12 protein-coding genes are annotated in these 14124 nt (G+C 73.3%); 6 read left to right on the top strand and 6 right to left on the bottom strand.

Annotated features, from left to right (window positions below):
• Positions 1–38: 38 nt before the first annotated feature.
• The 3 genes from ACFPZN_RS30085 to lhpI all read right to left on the bottom strand — a co-directional run bounded on the left by ACFPZN_RS30085 (position 39) and on the right by lhpI (position 3734).
• Positions 39–884, bottom strand: a complete 846-nt coding sequence (locus tag ACFPZN_RS30085; protein WP_378285618.1) for an SDR family NAD(P)-dependent oxidoreductase — start codon at positions 882–884, stop codon at positions 39–41.
• Between the two features lie 8 nt (positions 885–892).
• Positions 893–2500: an SMP-30/gluconolactonase/LRE family protein gene (locus tag ACFPZN_RS30080; RefSeq protein WP_378285617.1), complete on the bottom strand. Its 1608-nt coding sequence runs from the start codon at positions 2498–2500 to the stop codon at positions 893–895.
• A 277-nt stretch (positions 2501–2777) separates the two neighbouring features.
• Positions 2778–3734 carry a bifunctional Delta(1)-pyrroline-2-carboxylate/Delta(1)-piperideine-2-carboxylate reductase gene (gene lhpI, locus ACFPZN_RS30075; RefSeq protein ID WP_378285616.1) on the bottom strand — a complete coding sequence of 319 codons (957 nt, stop codon included), beginning with the start codon at positions 3732–3734 and terminating at the stop codon, positions 2778–2780.
• Positions 3735–3822: 88 nt separating this feature from the next.
• On the opposite strand from lhpI, the gene ACFPZN_RS30070 reads away from it, so the two are divergent.
• From ACFPZN_RS30070 to ACFPZN_RS30060, 3 genes are read left to right on the top strand one after another with little or no spacing between them, the layout of a single operon-like run.
• The gene (locus ACFPZN_RS30070; protein ID WP_378285615.1) at positions 3823–4692 is read left to right on the top strand and encodes a hypothetical protein; all 870 of its coding nucleotides are present in this window, start codon (positions 3823–3825) and stop codon (positions 4690–4692) included.
• 58 nt (positions 4693–4750) lie between these two features.
• Complete coding sequence (locus ACFPZN_RS30065; RefSeq protein WP_378285614.1) at positions 4751–5923, top strand: acyl-CoA dehydrogenase family protein; 1173 nt, start codon at positions 4751–4753, stop codon at positions 5921–5923.
• Positions 5924–5958: 35 nt separating this feature from the next.
• Positions 5959–6513, top strand: coding sequence for a TetR/AcrR family transcriptional regulator (locus ACFPZN_RS30060; protein WP_378285613.1), 555 nt, complete (start codon positions 5959–5961; stop codon positions 6511–6513).
• A gap of 6 nt (positions 6514–6519) precedes the next feature.
• Here ACFPZN_RS30060 and ACFPZN_RS30055 read toward each other — a convergent pair whose 3' ends face one another.
• Positions 6520–7698, bottom strand: a complete 1179-nt coding sequence (locus tag ACFPZN_RS30055; protein WP_378285612.1) for an MFS transporter — start codon at positions 7696–7698, stop codon at positions 6520–6522.
• 226 nt (positions 7699–7924) lie between these two features.
• On the opposite strand from ACFPZN_RS30055, the gene ACFPZN_RS30050 reads away from it, so the two are divergent.
• Both ACFPZN_RS30050 and katG read left to right on the top strand, forming a co-directional pair.
• The gene (locus tag ACFPZN_RS30050; protein ID WP_378285639.1) at positions 7925–8329 is read left to right on the top strand and encodes a Fur family transcriptional regulator; all 405 of its coding nucleotides are present in this window, start codon (positions 7925–7927) and stop codon (positions 8327–8329) included.
• A gap of 27 nt (positions 8330–8356) precedes the next feature.
• Positions 8357–10591 (top strand): catalase/peroxidase HPI, encoded by a 2235-nt coding sequence (katG, locus tag ACFPZN_RS30045; protein ID WP_378285611.1) that lies wholly within the window; start codon positions 8357–8359, stop codon positions 10589–10591.
• A 66-nt stretch (positions 10592–10657) separates the two neighbouring features.
• Here the strand turns inward: katG and ACFPZN_RS30040 are convergent, their stop codons facing one another.
• The gene (locus ACFPZN_RS30040) at positions 10658–11194 is read right to left on the bottom strand and encodes an MmcQ/YjbR family DNA-binding protein (RefSeq protein WP_378285610.1); all 537 of its coding nucleotides are present in this window, start codon (positions 11192–11194) and stop codon (positions 10658–10660) included.
• Between the two features lie 700 nt (positions 11195–11894).
• Between ACFPZN_RS30040 and ACFPZN_RS30035 the strand changes: the two genes are divergently transcribed.
• On the top strand, positions 11895–13283 hold the full coding sequence (locus ACFPZN_RS30035) for an MFS transporter (protein WP_378285609.1): 1389 nt from the start codon (positions 11895–11897) through the stop codon (positions 13281–13283).
• Positions 13284–13339: 56 nt separating this feature from the next.
• On the opposite strand, the gene ACFPZN_RS30030 is transcribed toward ACFPZN_RS30035, so the two are convergent.
• Positions 13340–14059 (bottom strand): TetR/AcrR family transcriptional regulator, encoded by a 720-nt coding sequence (locus ACFPZN_RS30030; RefSeq protein ID WP_378285608.1) that lies wholly within the window; start codon positions 14057–14059, stop codon positions 13340–13342.
• Positions 14060–14124: the final 65 nt, after the last annotated feature.

Here is a 14124-nt window from a genome sequence, read left to right as displayed (position 1 = left end):
CGTAGGCGGGGGCGGGTGGGGGTGCGGGTGCCGGGGCGTCAGCGCGTGATCGCGGCGCGGAAGCCCTCGTCCTTGAGGAAGAGGGAGGTGTTGTCCGAGCCCAGATGGGTCCACTTGAGGTTGAGACCGCCGTCCACCAGGATCGTCTGGCCCGTGATGTAGGTGGACAGGTCCGACAGCAGGAAGAGGATCGCCCCCGCCTGCTCCTCGGGACGGCCGCGCCGCCCCATGGCGATCGCGGTCCGGTCGCGCTCGGGGTCCTCGTCCACGTAGGTGCGTGACGACGGGGTCTCGGTCACGCCGGGCGCGACCGCGTTCACCCGGATGCCGTCCAGGGCCAGCTCGACGGCCATCGTCCGGGTCGCCGCCACCAGCGCCGCCTTGGCGGTGCCGTAGGCGATGTGGAACGGCGCGGTGTTCATGCCGCTGATCGAGGAGATCGAGACGATCGAGCCGGGCCGGGCGCGCGACTTGAGCTCCGCCGCGACCGCCTGGCTCATGAAGAACATCGTCTCCGCGTTCTGGTGGAACAGCGCCCGCCAGTCCTCGCGGGTCACCCGCGTCGACGGCATCCAGGTCGCGGGCGCGGCGCCGCCGGCCACGTTCACGAGCCCGTGCAGCTCGCCCTGCGTCCGCCCGACCCGCTCCATCACGGTCGCGATGCCCTCGTCGGTGGACGCGTCCGCCGTGACCGGGACGACCTTGAGGCCCTCCGCCGCGAGCGGGCCCACGTGCGTGTCGAGGTTCTCCTTGGAGCGGCTCACCGCGATCACGGTGGCGCCGGCCTGGGCGACCATGCGCGTCACCGTGGTGCCGATGCCGCCGCCGCCCGCGCCGGAGACGATGACGATGCGCCCGTCCAGTCCGAAGAAGTCGTGTGTCATGACCCTGCTCAACCTTCCTTGCGGAGTGCCAGGACGCTGCCTTCGGCGTCGGCGGAGACGTAGAGGGTGCCGTCCGGTCCGGCGGCGATGCCCGCGAAGAGGCCCTGCGGCCCGGAGAACGGCTGCAGTCCCTTCAGGGGCTTGGGCTCCACCCCGAGCGGGGCGCCCACCGGCAGGTCGCGGGCGATCGTGGTGCGGGCCTTGCTGCCCAGGTCGACCTCGACCAGCGTCTTGGCGCCCGCGTCCACGACCAGGAGCCGGCCGCCGCGCACCAGGAGGCCCTGGGGCGTTTCGAGGCCGTCCACGACCGTGTCCACGCCCGAGCCGGTGACCGCGACGACGCGTCCGGCGCCGGACTCGGAGACCAGGCAGGTGCCGTCCGTGCCGAACGCCACGCCCATCGGCCGGTCCAGGCCGGAGGCCAGGGTGGCCACGTCGCCGCCGCGCACCGACACCACGCGGCCGGTGCCGAGCTCGGCGGCCACGACCTCGCCGCCGGGCGCGACCGCCACGCCGTAGAGCTGGTCGAACGGCTCGGTCTCACCGGCCAGGACGTCGTGCTCGCCGCTCGCGGGCCGCCACCGCGCGATCTGCCCGTTGGAGGTGGTGACGACGAACTCGCCCTCGCCGGCGGCGGTCACGCCGCGGATGTAGCCGGGCCAGCCGGGGCTGAACAGCATCCCGAGCATCTCCAGGCCGCCGTCCGGCGCGAGGACGTAGAAGTGCGTGCCGTCCGAGATGTAGAGGGTGCCGTCGCCGCCCACCGTGAGGTCCAGCGGCCAAGTGAGGCCGCCCGGCAGCACCGCCCGGGTCTCGCCGCCGCCGAGGATCTCGGTGATCTGCCCGGTGAAGCCGGAGACGAACAGCCGGTTCCCCACGAACGTCAGGTTGTCCAGGCCGGGGGCGATGGTGGCCAGGACGGTGCGCTCGCCGCTGCGGGGGTCGATCCGCAGGACCTCGCCGGTGCCCACCTGGGTGGAGACGATGTAGCCCTCGGAGTCGAACTTCACCGCGTCCGGGACCCCCAGGTCGCCCACCACGCGCTCGGGCTCGCCGCCGTCGGGGTCGATCCGCCAGATGTCGTTGCTGCCCAGCACCGGGTAGTACAGCTTCCCGTCCGGGCCGACCTCCATGGCGTTGGGCATCGGCAGGTTCTCCAGCAGCACCTTGGGCGCGCCGCCGTTGAGGTCGAGCTCCAGCAGGCGGCCCCCGATCCGGCACTCGTCGATGAACAGCCGGCCCTGGTGGAAGGTGATGCCGTTGGCGCCGGGCAGGTCGTCGCGCAGCACCCGCGTGCGCCCGTCGGCCCCGCGCACGCTCACCCGCCCGTCGTAGTACTCGGTGGCGTAGAGGTCGCCGTCGGCGTCGAAGGCCACGTCGTCGGGCGCGACGATGTCGCCGCCCTGCGCGCTCACGGTCTCCAGCTCGCCGGTGTCCACGTCGAGCGCGCTGATCTGGCTGCCGGCCACCTGCGCCACGTAGATGCGGCCGTCCGGCCCGGTGCGGAGACCGTTCGCGCCGAACAGCCGGCTCGGCGGGGAGAGCCGTTCCAGGCTCCAGCCCGCGGCGAGACCGATCGATGCGGCGCTGGTATAGCGCGTCCCTTGCTGCGACATGGTGACGGACTCCCGGCAGTTTCGTCGTTGAGGTGGAATGTGCCGCCGTGATGAGAAGACTTCGCAGGCGGAGCGGTGCGCGGGCCGTAGGAGGGCGCCGCGCGGCCCGCCGACCTCCGGCCGGACGCCGCGTCCCGGGGTCTCCGGTCCGCGCGCGGCTGTGGGCCGGCGGCGTCGGTGCTGCTCACGACAACTTGGTATCACTAATCCTTGCAAGGATTCAATCCTTGCAAGGATTCGACCGAGGGTGGCCGCCCCGGGAAGGCGGCGAAGCGGGCTACGGGGCGCCGTGCTCCGTCCGGCGGGACGCGGCGCGGTGGACGACCGCCGCGGCGGCCAGGTCGGCGAGCCCGCTGCCGACGGCCTTGAACACCGTGATCCGGTCCGCGTCGGGACGGCCCGGGACCTCCCCGCGGCACAGTTGCGGCAGCGTGCCGGCGATGTCGTCCCGCGCCAGGACCCCGGCCGCGATCGGCCGGGTGAGGTCCCCGGACTCCTCCAGCGCGACCGGGGTGTCGATGTAGACCAGGCCGCGGCGCACGCACTCGTCGTCCGACTCGCGCATGCCCGGCCGGAAGCCGCCGACCAGGTCGAGATGGGTGCCGGGGGCCAGCCACGCGCCCCGGACGATCGGCTCGGCCGCCAGCGTGGCGCACGTGATGACGTCGGCCTCCGCCGCGGCCTCCGCCAGGCCGGTCACCGCCCGCGCGTCCACGCCCCCGGCGCGCAGGCGGCCCGCCAGGCGCTCGGCGTGCGCGGGCGTCCGGGAGTGGACGAGCACGGTCCGCAGGCCGTCCAGGACGCTGCGGAACGCGTCCGCCGCGAGCCCGCCGATGTGCCCGGCGCCCACGACCAGCAGGGTCCGGCTGTCAGGGCGGGCGAGGTAGGAGGCGGCCAGCGCGGAGGTCGCCACGGTCCGGCGGCGGGTCAGCTCGTTGCCGTCGATCACCGCGAGATGCCTTCCGGTGGCGGCGTCGGCCAGCACGTACGCCGAGGACAGCGCGGGGAGCCCGGCCGCGCTGTTGGCGGGGAAGACGTTGACCAGCTTGACCCCGAGGTACTCGCCGTCGGTCCAGGACGGCATGAGCAGCAGGGTCGCGTCCGCCGCCTCGTCGATGGTGTGGTGGTGCCGGGCCGGGGTGTGCGCGCCCCGCGCGAAGCCCTCGCGCAGTGCCGGGACCAGCACCTCGAACGGCAGCGCCCGCGCGGTCTCCGCCGCGGTGATGTTCAGCATGGCGTCCAAGCTAGGTCGTTCCCGCGTGCGGAACCGGGGCCGGAACCGCACCGTCGAATGCGGCATGGGCGGCAGAAGAGTCATCGCTGTGGGTGTCGTCGCCGTGCTCGCGGTGGCCGGCCTTGTGGTGGCGGCCCTGTGGCCGGAGAACGGCCCGCGCGTCCTCCCGGTGGCCAGTACGGTGAAGGCCGAGCTGCTGACCTTCCACCAGGGGCACGGCCTGCCCGACGTGTCCACGGTGCTGCGCAGCCGCACCGACGCGCGGGCGGTGCGCGGCTGGTTCGCCGAAACGGGGGGCGGGCGGGGCGCGCCGGACGCCGACGATGTCGAGAAGCTCGCCGCGGGACGCGACTTCGGCCGGGAGGCGGTGGTGCTGTTCTCCTACACCGGCGGCTGCGACTCCGCCCGCGGCGCGCGCCTGACCAGTGACGGCACGCGACGGCTCAGCATGGACCTCACCGGTGTCACCGAGCACGACGAGTGCGAGGCGCCCTACGACAACCTGGCCATGTTCGCCGTCGACAAGGCCAGGGCACCGGCGGACGGGCTCATGCTGGGCGGCTCGCGTACGGGCAGCCCCGACCCGGTGAGCCCGGGGACGCTGCTGGCGTTCGAGCGGCTCACGGGGCCGCCGCCTGCCTCCGGCTCTCTGCGGGCGGCCGAGGTGAGCCAGCCCGATCAGCTGGAAGGGTTCCTCACCTCGCTTCCCGGAGCCACGGCCGCCCGGCTCGGCCGCCTGGCGGCCCGCCAGGACGGCGGGCGGCGGTTCGCCTTCGTCGTCTCCGGCTGCCGAGCGAAGACCGCCCTCATGATGATCGACGAGGAGCGGCTCGCGGCCGAGCCGGTCGGCGGCGACGGCGGCGGCGGTGGCGCGGCACGGTGCGGGACGGCCGAGCACTACGTGGCGGTGTTCAGCGTCGAGGCGCCGCACGTGCCGTCCGGCGCCCGGATCGGCTGAACGCCCCCGCCGGACCGCCGTGTACAGATTCCATACCTAGGGGTATGGTCTCCATGCCATGGAGTATGGAGACGAGATCGTCCGCCGCGTCCGTGACCTCGCGCCGACGCTGACCGAACGCGCCCGTGCCGCCGAGGACGCGCGGCGCCTGCCCGACGAGACCATCGCGGACCTGGCCGCGACCGGCCTGTTCGGCATGCTGGTGCCGGAACGGTTCGGCGGTTCCGAACTCGGCTTCGACGCGATGGCGGCGGCGTGCCGCGAGGCCGGCGCGGGATGCGCCTCGACGGGATGGCTCTCGGTCATCTACACCCTGCACAACTGGATGGTCGCGCTGTTCCCCGAGGAGGCGCAGGCCGAGGTGTGGGCCGAGCGCCCGTACGCCCTGATCCCCTGCACCCTGGCGCCCAGCGGCACCGCGGAGCCGGTCGACGGCGGCCACCGCGTCACCGGGCGCTGGTCGTGGGGGAGCGGGGTCGTGCACGCCGGGCACGTGCTGGTGATGGCCCTGGTCACCGCCGGGGACGGGATCGAGCCGAGGCTGTTCCTGCTGCCGCGCGAGGACGTGACCGTCCACGACGTCTGGCACACCAGCGGGATGCGGGGCACCGGCAGCAACGACATCGAGGTCGCGGGCGCCTTCGTGCCCGGGCACCGCTCCGTGCCGCTGGCCGAGCTGGCCGAGGGGCGCGCGCCCGGATCGCTCGTCCACCCGGGGGCGCTGTACCGGACCCCGCTGGTGCCGGTGTTCGCGCTGACCGGCGCGGCACCCGTGCTCGGCGTGGCCGAGGGCGTGCTGGCGCGGTTCACCGAGCGGATGCGGGGGCGGGTGATGGCGTACACCGGTGAGCGGCAGCGCGACCAGATGAGCGGCCAGATCCGGGTGGCGTCGGCGACCGCGGACCTGGCCGCCGCCCGGCTGCTGCTGGAGGAGGCCGTGCGCGACCTGACCGATCCTGAGGGGGCGGACGGCGACGGGATCCGCTCGATCCCGCGGCGGGCCCGCGCCCGGCTGGTGGCCGCCCACGTGGCCGGGACCGCCCGCCGGGTCGTGAACGAGCTGTGCGCGGCGGCCGGCGCGAGCGCGCAGTTCGCGGACTCGCCGTTCCAGCGGGCGCAGCGCGATATGAATACGATCTCCACGCATGTGGTGTTCGACCAGGACGCGGCCTACGCCCTCTACGGCAGGGTCGAGCTGGGGATGGACCCCGGCCCGATGACCCTCGTGTGACGGCGCCCGCGCGCCGGGACGTGAGCGGGGGAGCGATGACGGCCCGTACCAAGGTGGCCAGGCGGGACTGGATCGAGGCCGCCTACCAGGAGCTGGCCCGGGGCGGCGAGCGCGGCGTGGGCATCAACGCGCTCGCCGCCCGGCTGGGCGTCACCAAGGGCAGCTTCTACTGGCACTTCAAGGACCGGTCCGAACTGCTGCGGGCGCTGCTCGACCGCTGGGCGCACGAGCGCACCGACGAGGTGCTGGGACTGGCCCTCGGCAGCACCGCCGACCCGCGCGAGCGGCTCCGCCGCATCCAGGCGCTCGGCCGCGAGATCGCGCCGATCGACCGGGCCATGCGGCTCTGGGCCCAGCACGACCCCGCCGCCGAGGAGGCGGTGCGGCACGCCGACCGGGCGCTGCTCGGCCACATCACCGGCTGCCTGGAGGACCTCGGGTTCGACGCCGGGGAGGCGCGGCTGCGGGCGCTGCTGATGCTGCGCGCGTGGGCGGGCGGCTACCTCGTGCCCGCCCCCTCGGGCACGGCCGTCCCCGACCCGCACGACCACGTCCTGGAGATCTTCCTGGCCCCCGTGAAGGACGCCTAGCGGTGGTCAGGCGGTGTCGCGCTGGGAGGCGCCCAGGCGGCGCCTGGCGAGGACGAGGAGGGGCCCGGCGGCGACCAGGACGCCGAGCGCGGCGTACCCGTGGCCGAGCCCGGCCTGCGTGGCGACGGCGGCGACCAGGAGCGGGCCGCCGGCGTCGCCGAGTTCGCGGCCGAGTTCGGCGGCGCCCATGGTCTGGCCCAGCCGTTCGGCGGGGGTGGCGGCCGCCAGGGCGGCGAAGCCCAGCGGGGTGATCAGGCCGGTGCCGGCGCCGATCAGCACCGCCGCGGACAGGATTCCGGCCAGGCCGGGGAGCGTGGCGCAGCCCAGCCCGGCGGCGGTGAGCAGGAGCCCGCCGGTGACGCCGCCGCGGGCGGTGAGCCGTCCGGTGTCCAGCGCCCGCCCGGCCCGCGGCTGGACGAGCGCGGCGCAGGCGGCGAGGGCGGAGACGGCGGCGCCGGTGGCGATGGTGCCCAGCCCGGCCGCCCTGCCGGACACCGGCAGGAAGCCCACCCCGACCGACAGGGCGGCGGTCGCCGCGGCCAGCGCCGCGGTGGGCGCCAGGAAGGCGGGGTCGGCCAGCCGGCGGGCCAGGTCGACGACCGTCTGCCGCGCCTTGGGCAGCGGCGGGACGGCGGGCACGGCCAGCGCCGCCCACACCGCGACCCCGGCGCCGAGCACGGCGAGTACGGCGAACAGCAGCCGCAGTCCGCCCGCCCACACCAGCACGCCGCCGAGCAGCGGGCCCAGGGTGTAGCCGATGGACTTCCAGAACCCGTACGAGCCGAACGCCCGGCCGTGACCGGCCGCCGGATTGAGCCGCGCGACCAGGGCGGACGCCGCCGGCGAGAACGCGGACGCGGCGGCCCCCTGGCCCAGGCGGGCCGCCCACAGCCAGCCGGGGGCGTCCGCGACGACGTAGACGGCGGAGGCGGCGGCGAACGCGACCAGCCCGCCGATCATGACGGGCCGGGCGCCGACCCTGTCCGCGAGGGTGCCGAAGACCGGCTTGAGCAGCACCTCGGCCCCGTCGTACAGGGCGAGCAGGCCGCCGAGCACCAGCAGGGAGGTGACCGCGTCCGCGGAGAAACCGCCCAGGTTGGCGGCGATTCCGTGGGCGCCGAACGCGGTGGTGAACCCGGCCGCGTACAGCGGCCACATCCGCCCCGCGGCACGGTTGGGTCTCACCAGACGAGGGTACGACCGAGCCGGGACGGCACTCGCGCCCGGGATCTCCTGACGGCCCGCGCTGGGCTCCGCCGTGCCGCCGCGTCCGATAACCGCTCTGACCTGGTGCTTCGTTTCGTATGCCCTGCTCCGGGACGTCCTGGCATGTTCTGGAAATCGGATTCTTGACTGATTCCAGAAAATGACTAACCTGTGTCCCGTGACCGCGCCCTTGGACTTCCAGCAGATGCTGCGACGCGCCGCGCTGCGCGTTACCCGTCCTCGGGTGGCGGTGCTGAGCGCGGTGCACGAGCATCCCCACGCCGACACCGATTCGATCATCGGTGCCGTGCGGAGGGAGCTCCCGAAGGTGTCCCACCAGACCGTCTACGACTCGCTGCACGCGCTGACGGCGGCCGGTCTGGTACGGCGCATCCAGCCGCACGGCTCCGTGGCCCGCTACGAGTCACGGACCGGGGACAACCATCACCACGTCGTATGCCGGTCGTGCGGGGCCATCGACGACGTCGACTGCGCCGTCGGCGAGGCGCCCTGCCTGACCGCGTCCGACGACCACGGCTTCTCGATCGACGAGGCCGAGGTCATCTACTGGGGCCTGTGCCCCGGTTGCTCCGCCCCCCAGAGTTCCTGAGTTCATCCCCGCCCTGGAAGGAACCACATGTCCGAGAACAACGAAGTCATTACTCCGACTCCCGCCGAGGCCACGGAGAGCGGGGGCGGGTGCCCGGTCGTCCACGGACGGGCACCGCACCCCACCCAGGGCGGCGGCAACCGAGGCTGGTGGCCGAACCGGCTCAACCTGAAGATCCTTGCCAAGAACCCCGCCGTGGCCGACCCGCTCGGCGGGGAGTTCGACTACGCCGAGGCGTTCAAGAACCTCGACCTGCCCGCCGTGAAGCGGGACATCGCCGAGATCCTCACGACCTCGCAGGACTGGTGGCCGGCGGACTTCGGCAACTACGGCCCGCTGATGATCCGGATGGCCTGGCACAGCGCGGGCACCTACCGCATCAGCGACGGCCGCGGCGGCGCCGGGGCGGGCCAGCAGCGCTTCGCGCCCCTCAACAGCTGGCCGGACAACGGGAACCTCGACAAGGCCCGCCGCCTGCTGTGGCCGGTCAAGAAGAAGTACGGCCAGAACCTGTCCTGGGCCGACCTGATGGTCCTGGCCGGCAACGTCGCGCTGGAGTCGATGGGCTTCAAGACCTTCGGCTTCGCCGGCGGCCGCGCGGACGTCTGGGAGCCCGAGGAGGACGTCTACTGGGGCCCCGAGACCGTCTGGCTCGACGACCAGCGCTACTCCGGCGACCGTGAGCTCGAGAACCCGCTGGGCGCCGTCCAGATGGGTCTCATCTACGTCAACCCGGAGGGCCCGAACGGCAACCCCGACCCGGTCGCCGCGGCCCGCGACATCCGCGAGACGTTCCGCCGCATGGCGATGAACGACGAGGAGACCGTCGCGCTGATCGCCGGCGGCCACACCTTCGGCAAGACGCACGGCGCGGCCCCCGACAGCAACGTCGGGCCCGAGCCCGAGGGCGCCCCGATCGAGGCCCAGGGCCTGGGCTGGAAGAACGCCCACGGCACCGGCAAGGGCGCGGACACGATCACCAGCGGTCTCGAGGTCACCTGGACGCCCACCCCGACCGCGTGGGACAACAGCTTCTTCGAGACCCTGTTCGCCTACGAGTGGGAGCTGTTCCAGAGCCCGGCCGGGGCGAACCAGTGGCGGCCGAAGGACGGCGCCGGCGCCGGCACCGTCCCGGACGCCTACGACCCGTCGAAGAAGCACCAGCCGACGATGCTCACGACCGACCTCTCGCTCCGGTTCGACCCGGTCTACGAGCAGATCTCGCGGCGCTTCCTGGAGAACCCCGACGCGTTCGCGGACGCCTTCGCCCGCGCGTGGTACAAGCTGACCCACCGTGACATGGGCCCGATCGTCCGCTACCTCGGGCCCGAGGTGCCGTCCGAGGTGCTGCTGTGGCAGGACCCCGTGCCGGCCGTGGACCACGAGCTCGTCGGCGCCGAGGACGTCGCCGCCCTCAAGGCGAAGATCCTCGACTCGGGGCTGTCGGTCTCCCAGCTGGTCTCCACCGCGTGGGCGGCGGCCTCGACCTTCCGCGGCAGCGACAAGCGGGGCGGCGCCAACGGCGGCCGCATCCGCCTCGCGCCGCAGAACGACTGGGAGGTCAACGAGCCGGAGAAGCTGGCGCCGGTGCTGCGCACCCTGGAGGGGATCCAGGAGTCCTTCAACGCCGCCCAGACCGGCGGCACGAAGGTCTCGTTCGCCGACGTGGTGGTGCTGGCCGGGGCCGCCGGCATCGAGAAGGCGGCCAAGGCCGCCGGCTTCGACGTCGAGGTCCCCTTCACCCCGGGCCGTACGGACGCGACGCAGGAGCAGACCGACGTCGAGTCCTTCGCCGCGCTCGAGCCGCAGGTGGACGGGTTCCGCAACTACGTCGGGAAGGGCGACCGGCTGCCGGCCGAGTTCCTCCTGATCGACAAGGCGAACCTGCTCACCCTGAGCGCGCCCGAGCTGACCGTCCTCGTCGGCGGCCTGCGGGTGCTGGGCGCGAACTACCAGCAGTCGTCGCTCGGCGTCCTCACCGACAAGCCCGAGACGCTGACCAACGACTTCTTCGTGAACCTGCTCGACCTGGGCACCACGTGGCGCCCGACGTCCGAGGAGGCCGAGACCTTCGAGGGTGTCGACGACGCCACGGGCGCGGTCAAGTGGACGGGCAGCCGCGCCGACCTGGTCTTCGGCTCGAACTCCGAGCTGCGGGCGGTCGCGGAGGTCTACGCGAGCGATGACGCGCGGGAGAAGTTCGTGCGCGACTTCGTGGCGGCGTGGACCAAGGTGACGAACGCCGACCGGTTCGAGCTCTGATCCGGGCGTCCGGGCCGGTCCGCGTGCGGGCCGGCCCGGACGTGTTCCCGGGGAGCGCCGAGGCGGTCAGCGCAGCGCCAGGCCCTCGGCGGCCAGCGCCTCCGACAGGATGCGCACCGCCTTGGGGCCGACCCCGTGCAGGGCGAGCAGTTCGTCCTCCGAGCGGGCGGCGACCTGCGCGAGCGTGCTCAGCCCGGCCCCGAGCAGGGCCTGCGTCGCCGGCCTGCCGATGCCGGCCGGCAGGTCGGAGCCGGCCGTCCCGGCCCCCCGGTCGGCGGCCGCGAGGGAGGCCGCCAGCCGCTTGGGGGCGCGGCAGTACCAGGCCGCCCGGACCAGGGCGTTGAGGTCCTTGCCGTTGACGTCGTCCAGCGGGACCCGGAAGCCGATGAGCTTGCCCATCCTGACCAGCCGCTCCCCGCTCGGATGCGCGGCCTCGGCGGCCTCGACCTCGGACTCCGGCAGGTGGAGCTGTGCCTGGCCGTCCTTCGACACCGAGACGAACCCCTTGCCGCGCACCGAGAACGCGACCATGCCGAAGTGCGTGCCCTCCTCGACCTCCGGAAGGGCGAGCGCGGCCTTGCGCAGCTGGGACAAGGTGGTCATGGGCCGATGCTAGACGCCGCCCCCGACAACCCCGCGGCCCGTGGCGGCCGGCAGCCCCTTCCTCCGTGATCTCGGCGTGCGACGCCGCGGCGGGGACCTCGTCATGCGGGTCGCCGAACCGCACACGAGGTCCGGGGCGCTGCACGGCGGCGCGATCGCGGCACTGGCCGCGGCCTCGGCGCAGGCGACCATGCGGGCCTCAGACGCGGACCTGGAGCCCAGCACGACGGTGCGCCGCGCGAGCTCGGGTTCTACGCGAGGCCGGCGACGTGATCGCGAGCGCGTCCAGCACGCTCGCGGACGCCCGGAGCGGCGGCCGACCTTGCGCTTCCGGAACCTGAACGGGGGACTGGCCGTGCCGGGCTTCGGCGAATCGCCCCCGCAGCCCGCCGCGAGAACGAGCGGCGGCAGATGATGATCGCGCCGCCGCGCCTGCCGGGCTGACGCCTTCCCTCTGACAGGCGGTTCCCGGAAAACTCACCGCGAACGTCATGTCCCGCCCACGCTTGCCCAGGTCACGGGCGGGGGTTACTATCCCAACGCAAGCAAGGGAGCGTTCACTTAGTTATTGAATCGCTCCGCAAGGCGGATTCCCGATGGATGTGGCGTCCGTCCCGTCGCGTTCCCCCACCCCCCATGGCTCCGGTCTCGTCAGGCGGTGACCGCCAGGTTCCGCCCGGCCAGGACAAAGGAGAGTCGGTTGACTCACAAGGACGCACTCGGCGCGGTCGACGCCCAGATCGACCGCAAGATCTCCCTCCGCCTCCTTCCCTTCCTGTCCCTGCTCATGTTCGTCGCGTTCATCGATCGGATCGCCATCTCCTACGCCGGTCCGAACGGGATGAACGAAGAGCTCGGGCTGACGGCGACGGCCTTCGGCTTCGCCGCCGGGATCTTCTTCGCCGGCTACATCCTGGTCGAGGTGCCGAGCAACATCGCGATGCACCGCTTCGGCGGGCGCGCGTGGCTGGCCCGCATCATCACCACCTGGGGCATCGTCCAGACGCTCACGGCCTTCAGCCCGAACGCCCCCGTGCTCTACGCGCTCCGCTTCCTGCTCGGCGTCGCCGAGGCGGGCTTCGCGCCGGGGGTCATGCTCTACCTGACCTTGTGGTTCTCGCACTCCTACCGGGGACGCGCGGTCAGCCGGTTCTTCTTCTCCACCCTCGTCGCCACGGTCGTGGGCGCGCCGCTGTCCCTGTGGCTCATCTCGTTCGGCGACGGCAGCCGGCCCCTCGGACTGGTCGGATGGAGATTCCTGTACGTGTCGACGGGCGTCGTGGCGGTGATCCTGGGGGTGATCGCCTGGTTCTACCTCGACGACCGTCCCGACAAGGCGAAATGGCTGTCGGCGGACGAGAAGGCCCGCATCCGCACACGCCTTGAAGCCGACCGGTCCGACGCGACGCCCGCCGAGGGCGGCGGCATTCTGGGGGTGTTCAAGAGTTCACTGCCGTGGCTTCTCGGGCTCTGCTATTTCACCTTCGTCTACGGCGCCTACGCCTTGACGTTCTTCCTGCCGACGATCGTGTCAGGATTCGAGGAGCAGTTCGGCGTCCGGTATTCGTCGGCCCAGGTGGCGCTGCTGACGTCGGTGCCCTTCTGCTTCGGCGGCGCGGCGCAGCTGTGGCTCGGCCGGCGGGCCGACAAGAAGGGGCGGCTCGGGCTCCTCGTCGCCGCGACCGCGGTCATCGGCCTGGTCGGCGGCGTGGCCGCGACGTTCGCGTCGGACCCCCTCGTGCTCATCCTCTTCATCTGCCTGCTGTCGATCGGGACCGCGGGCGGCGCCACCACCGTCCTGATCATGGCGACGCGGATGTACTCGGGAGTGAGCGCCGCGACGGCCATCGCGCTGGTGAACACGGTCGGCATCTCCGCCGGATTCTTCGGGCCCTATCTCACCGGGTGGCTGCGGGACGCCACCGGGAACGACAAGGGCGGCATCCTGCTGATCGCGCTGCTGCTGGCGCTTTCCGCCGTCATCGCGCTCATGGTCGACCGGCCGAGGCGGATCAGGGCCGGCGGGGGCGATTCCCTCGGCCTCGGCGATTCGGCCGGCGTCCAGAGATCGCCCAGCGCCCAGCGCTGAACGAGTGACCGCTCCGTGGCCGCCGGGGAACCCCGGCGGCCACCGCCTTCCCGCGGTCACAGCATGGCCTCGATGCCCGCGATCAGCATGGTCAGGACCGATTCGAAGAGGGCGTCCGGGGGCTCGGGGACGATCTCCGTCGCGATGCGGTCCAGCTGCGTCAGGCCCGCGCCCGCCGAGTTCGGCGGCACCCCCGCCCAGGCCGGGGGATCCGAGCCGGGCGGCGGCCGGTCGTGCCAGGCGTCCCAGATCTCGGCGAACCCGGCCACCTGGAGCACGGTGATGGACCAGGCCCGGTAGGCGTCCTGGGGAGAAAGCCCCACGTCGAGGAAGAGGCCCACCAGCGCGTCGTCGGCCCGCAGCGACTCCGCCGAGGCGAACGGCGTCAGGTCCTCGGCCCGCGCCAGGGCCAGCATCCCGGGATGGGTCCGGTACCAGGACCGGAGATCCCGGCAGTAGGCGCGGAGGCCGTCCTGCCAGTGCGCGGGGTCCAGCCGGGGCGCGGGACGGTCGCGCAGGCAGACCTCCACGATCTCGCGGAGCAGGTCCCGGCGGTCGGTCACGTAGTTGTACAGGGCGCGCGGCGAGACCTCCATGCGGGCGGCGACGGCGCGCATGGTCAGGTCGGACGGACCCGTGTCGCCGAGGATGGCCAGGGCCGCCCGCGCGATCCGCTCCCTGGTGAGGGTGGGGCGCCCCTTGCGGAACTCGGGCCGCCTCCGGCTCGTGGCGCCGCTCTCGCCCCCGGGGGACGGCTCGGTGTCTCGTCCGGGCACCGGATCATCCTAGCGGGCCTTGAACTTCACACCCTGTTGACTTTAAGCTCCATCCCAACTTAGGT

The organism is Actinomadura rugatobispora, from assembly GCF_042656285.1.
GTDB classification, from domain to species: Bacteria; Actinomycetota; Actinomycetes; order Streptosporangiales; family Streptosporangiaceae; genus Spirillospora; species Spirillospora rugatobispora.
The sequence above is the reverse complement of the archived record's forward strand: the minus strand, read 5'-3'. Positions and strand labels throughout refer to the sequence as shown.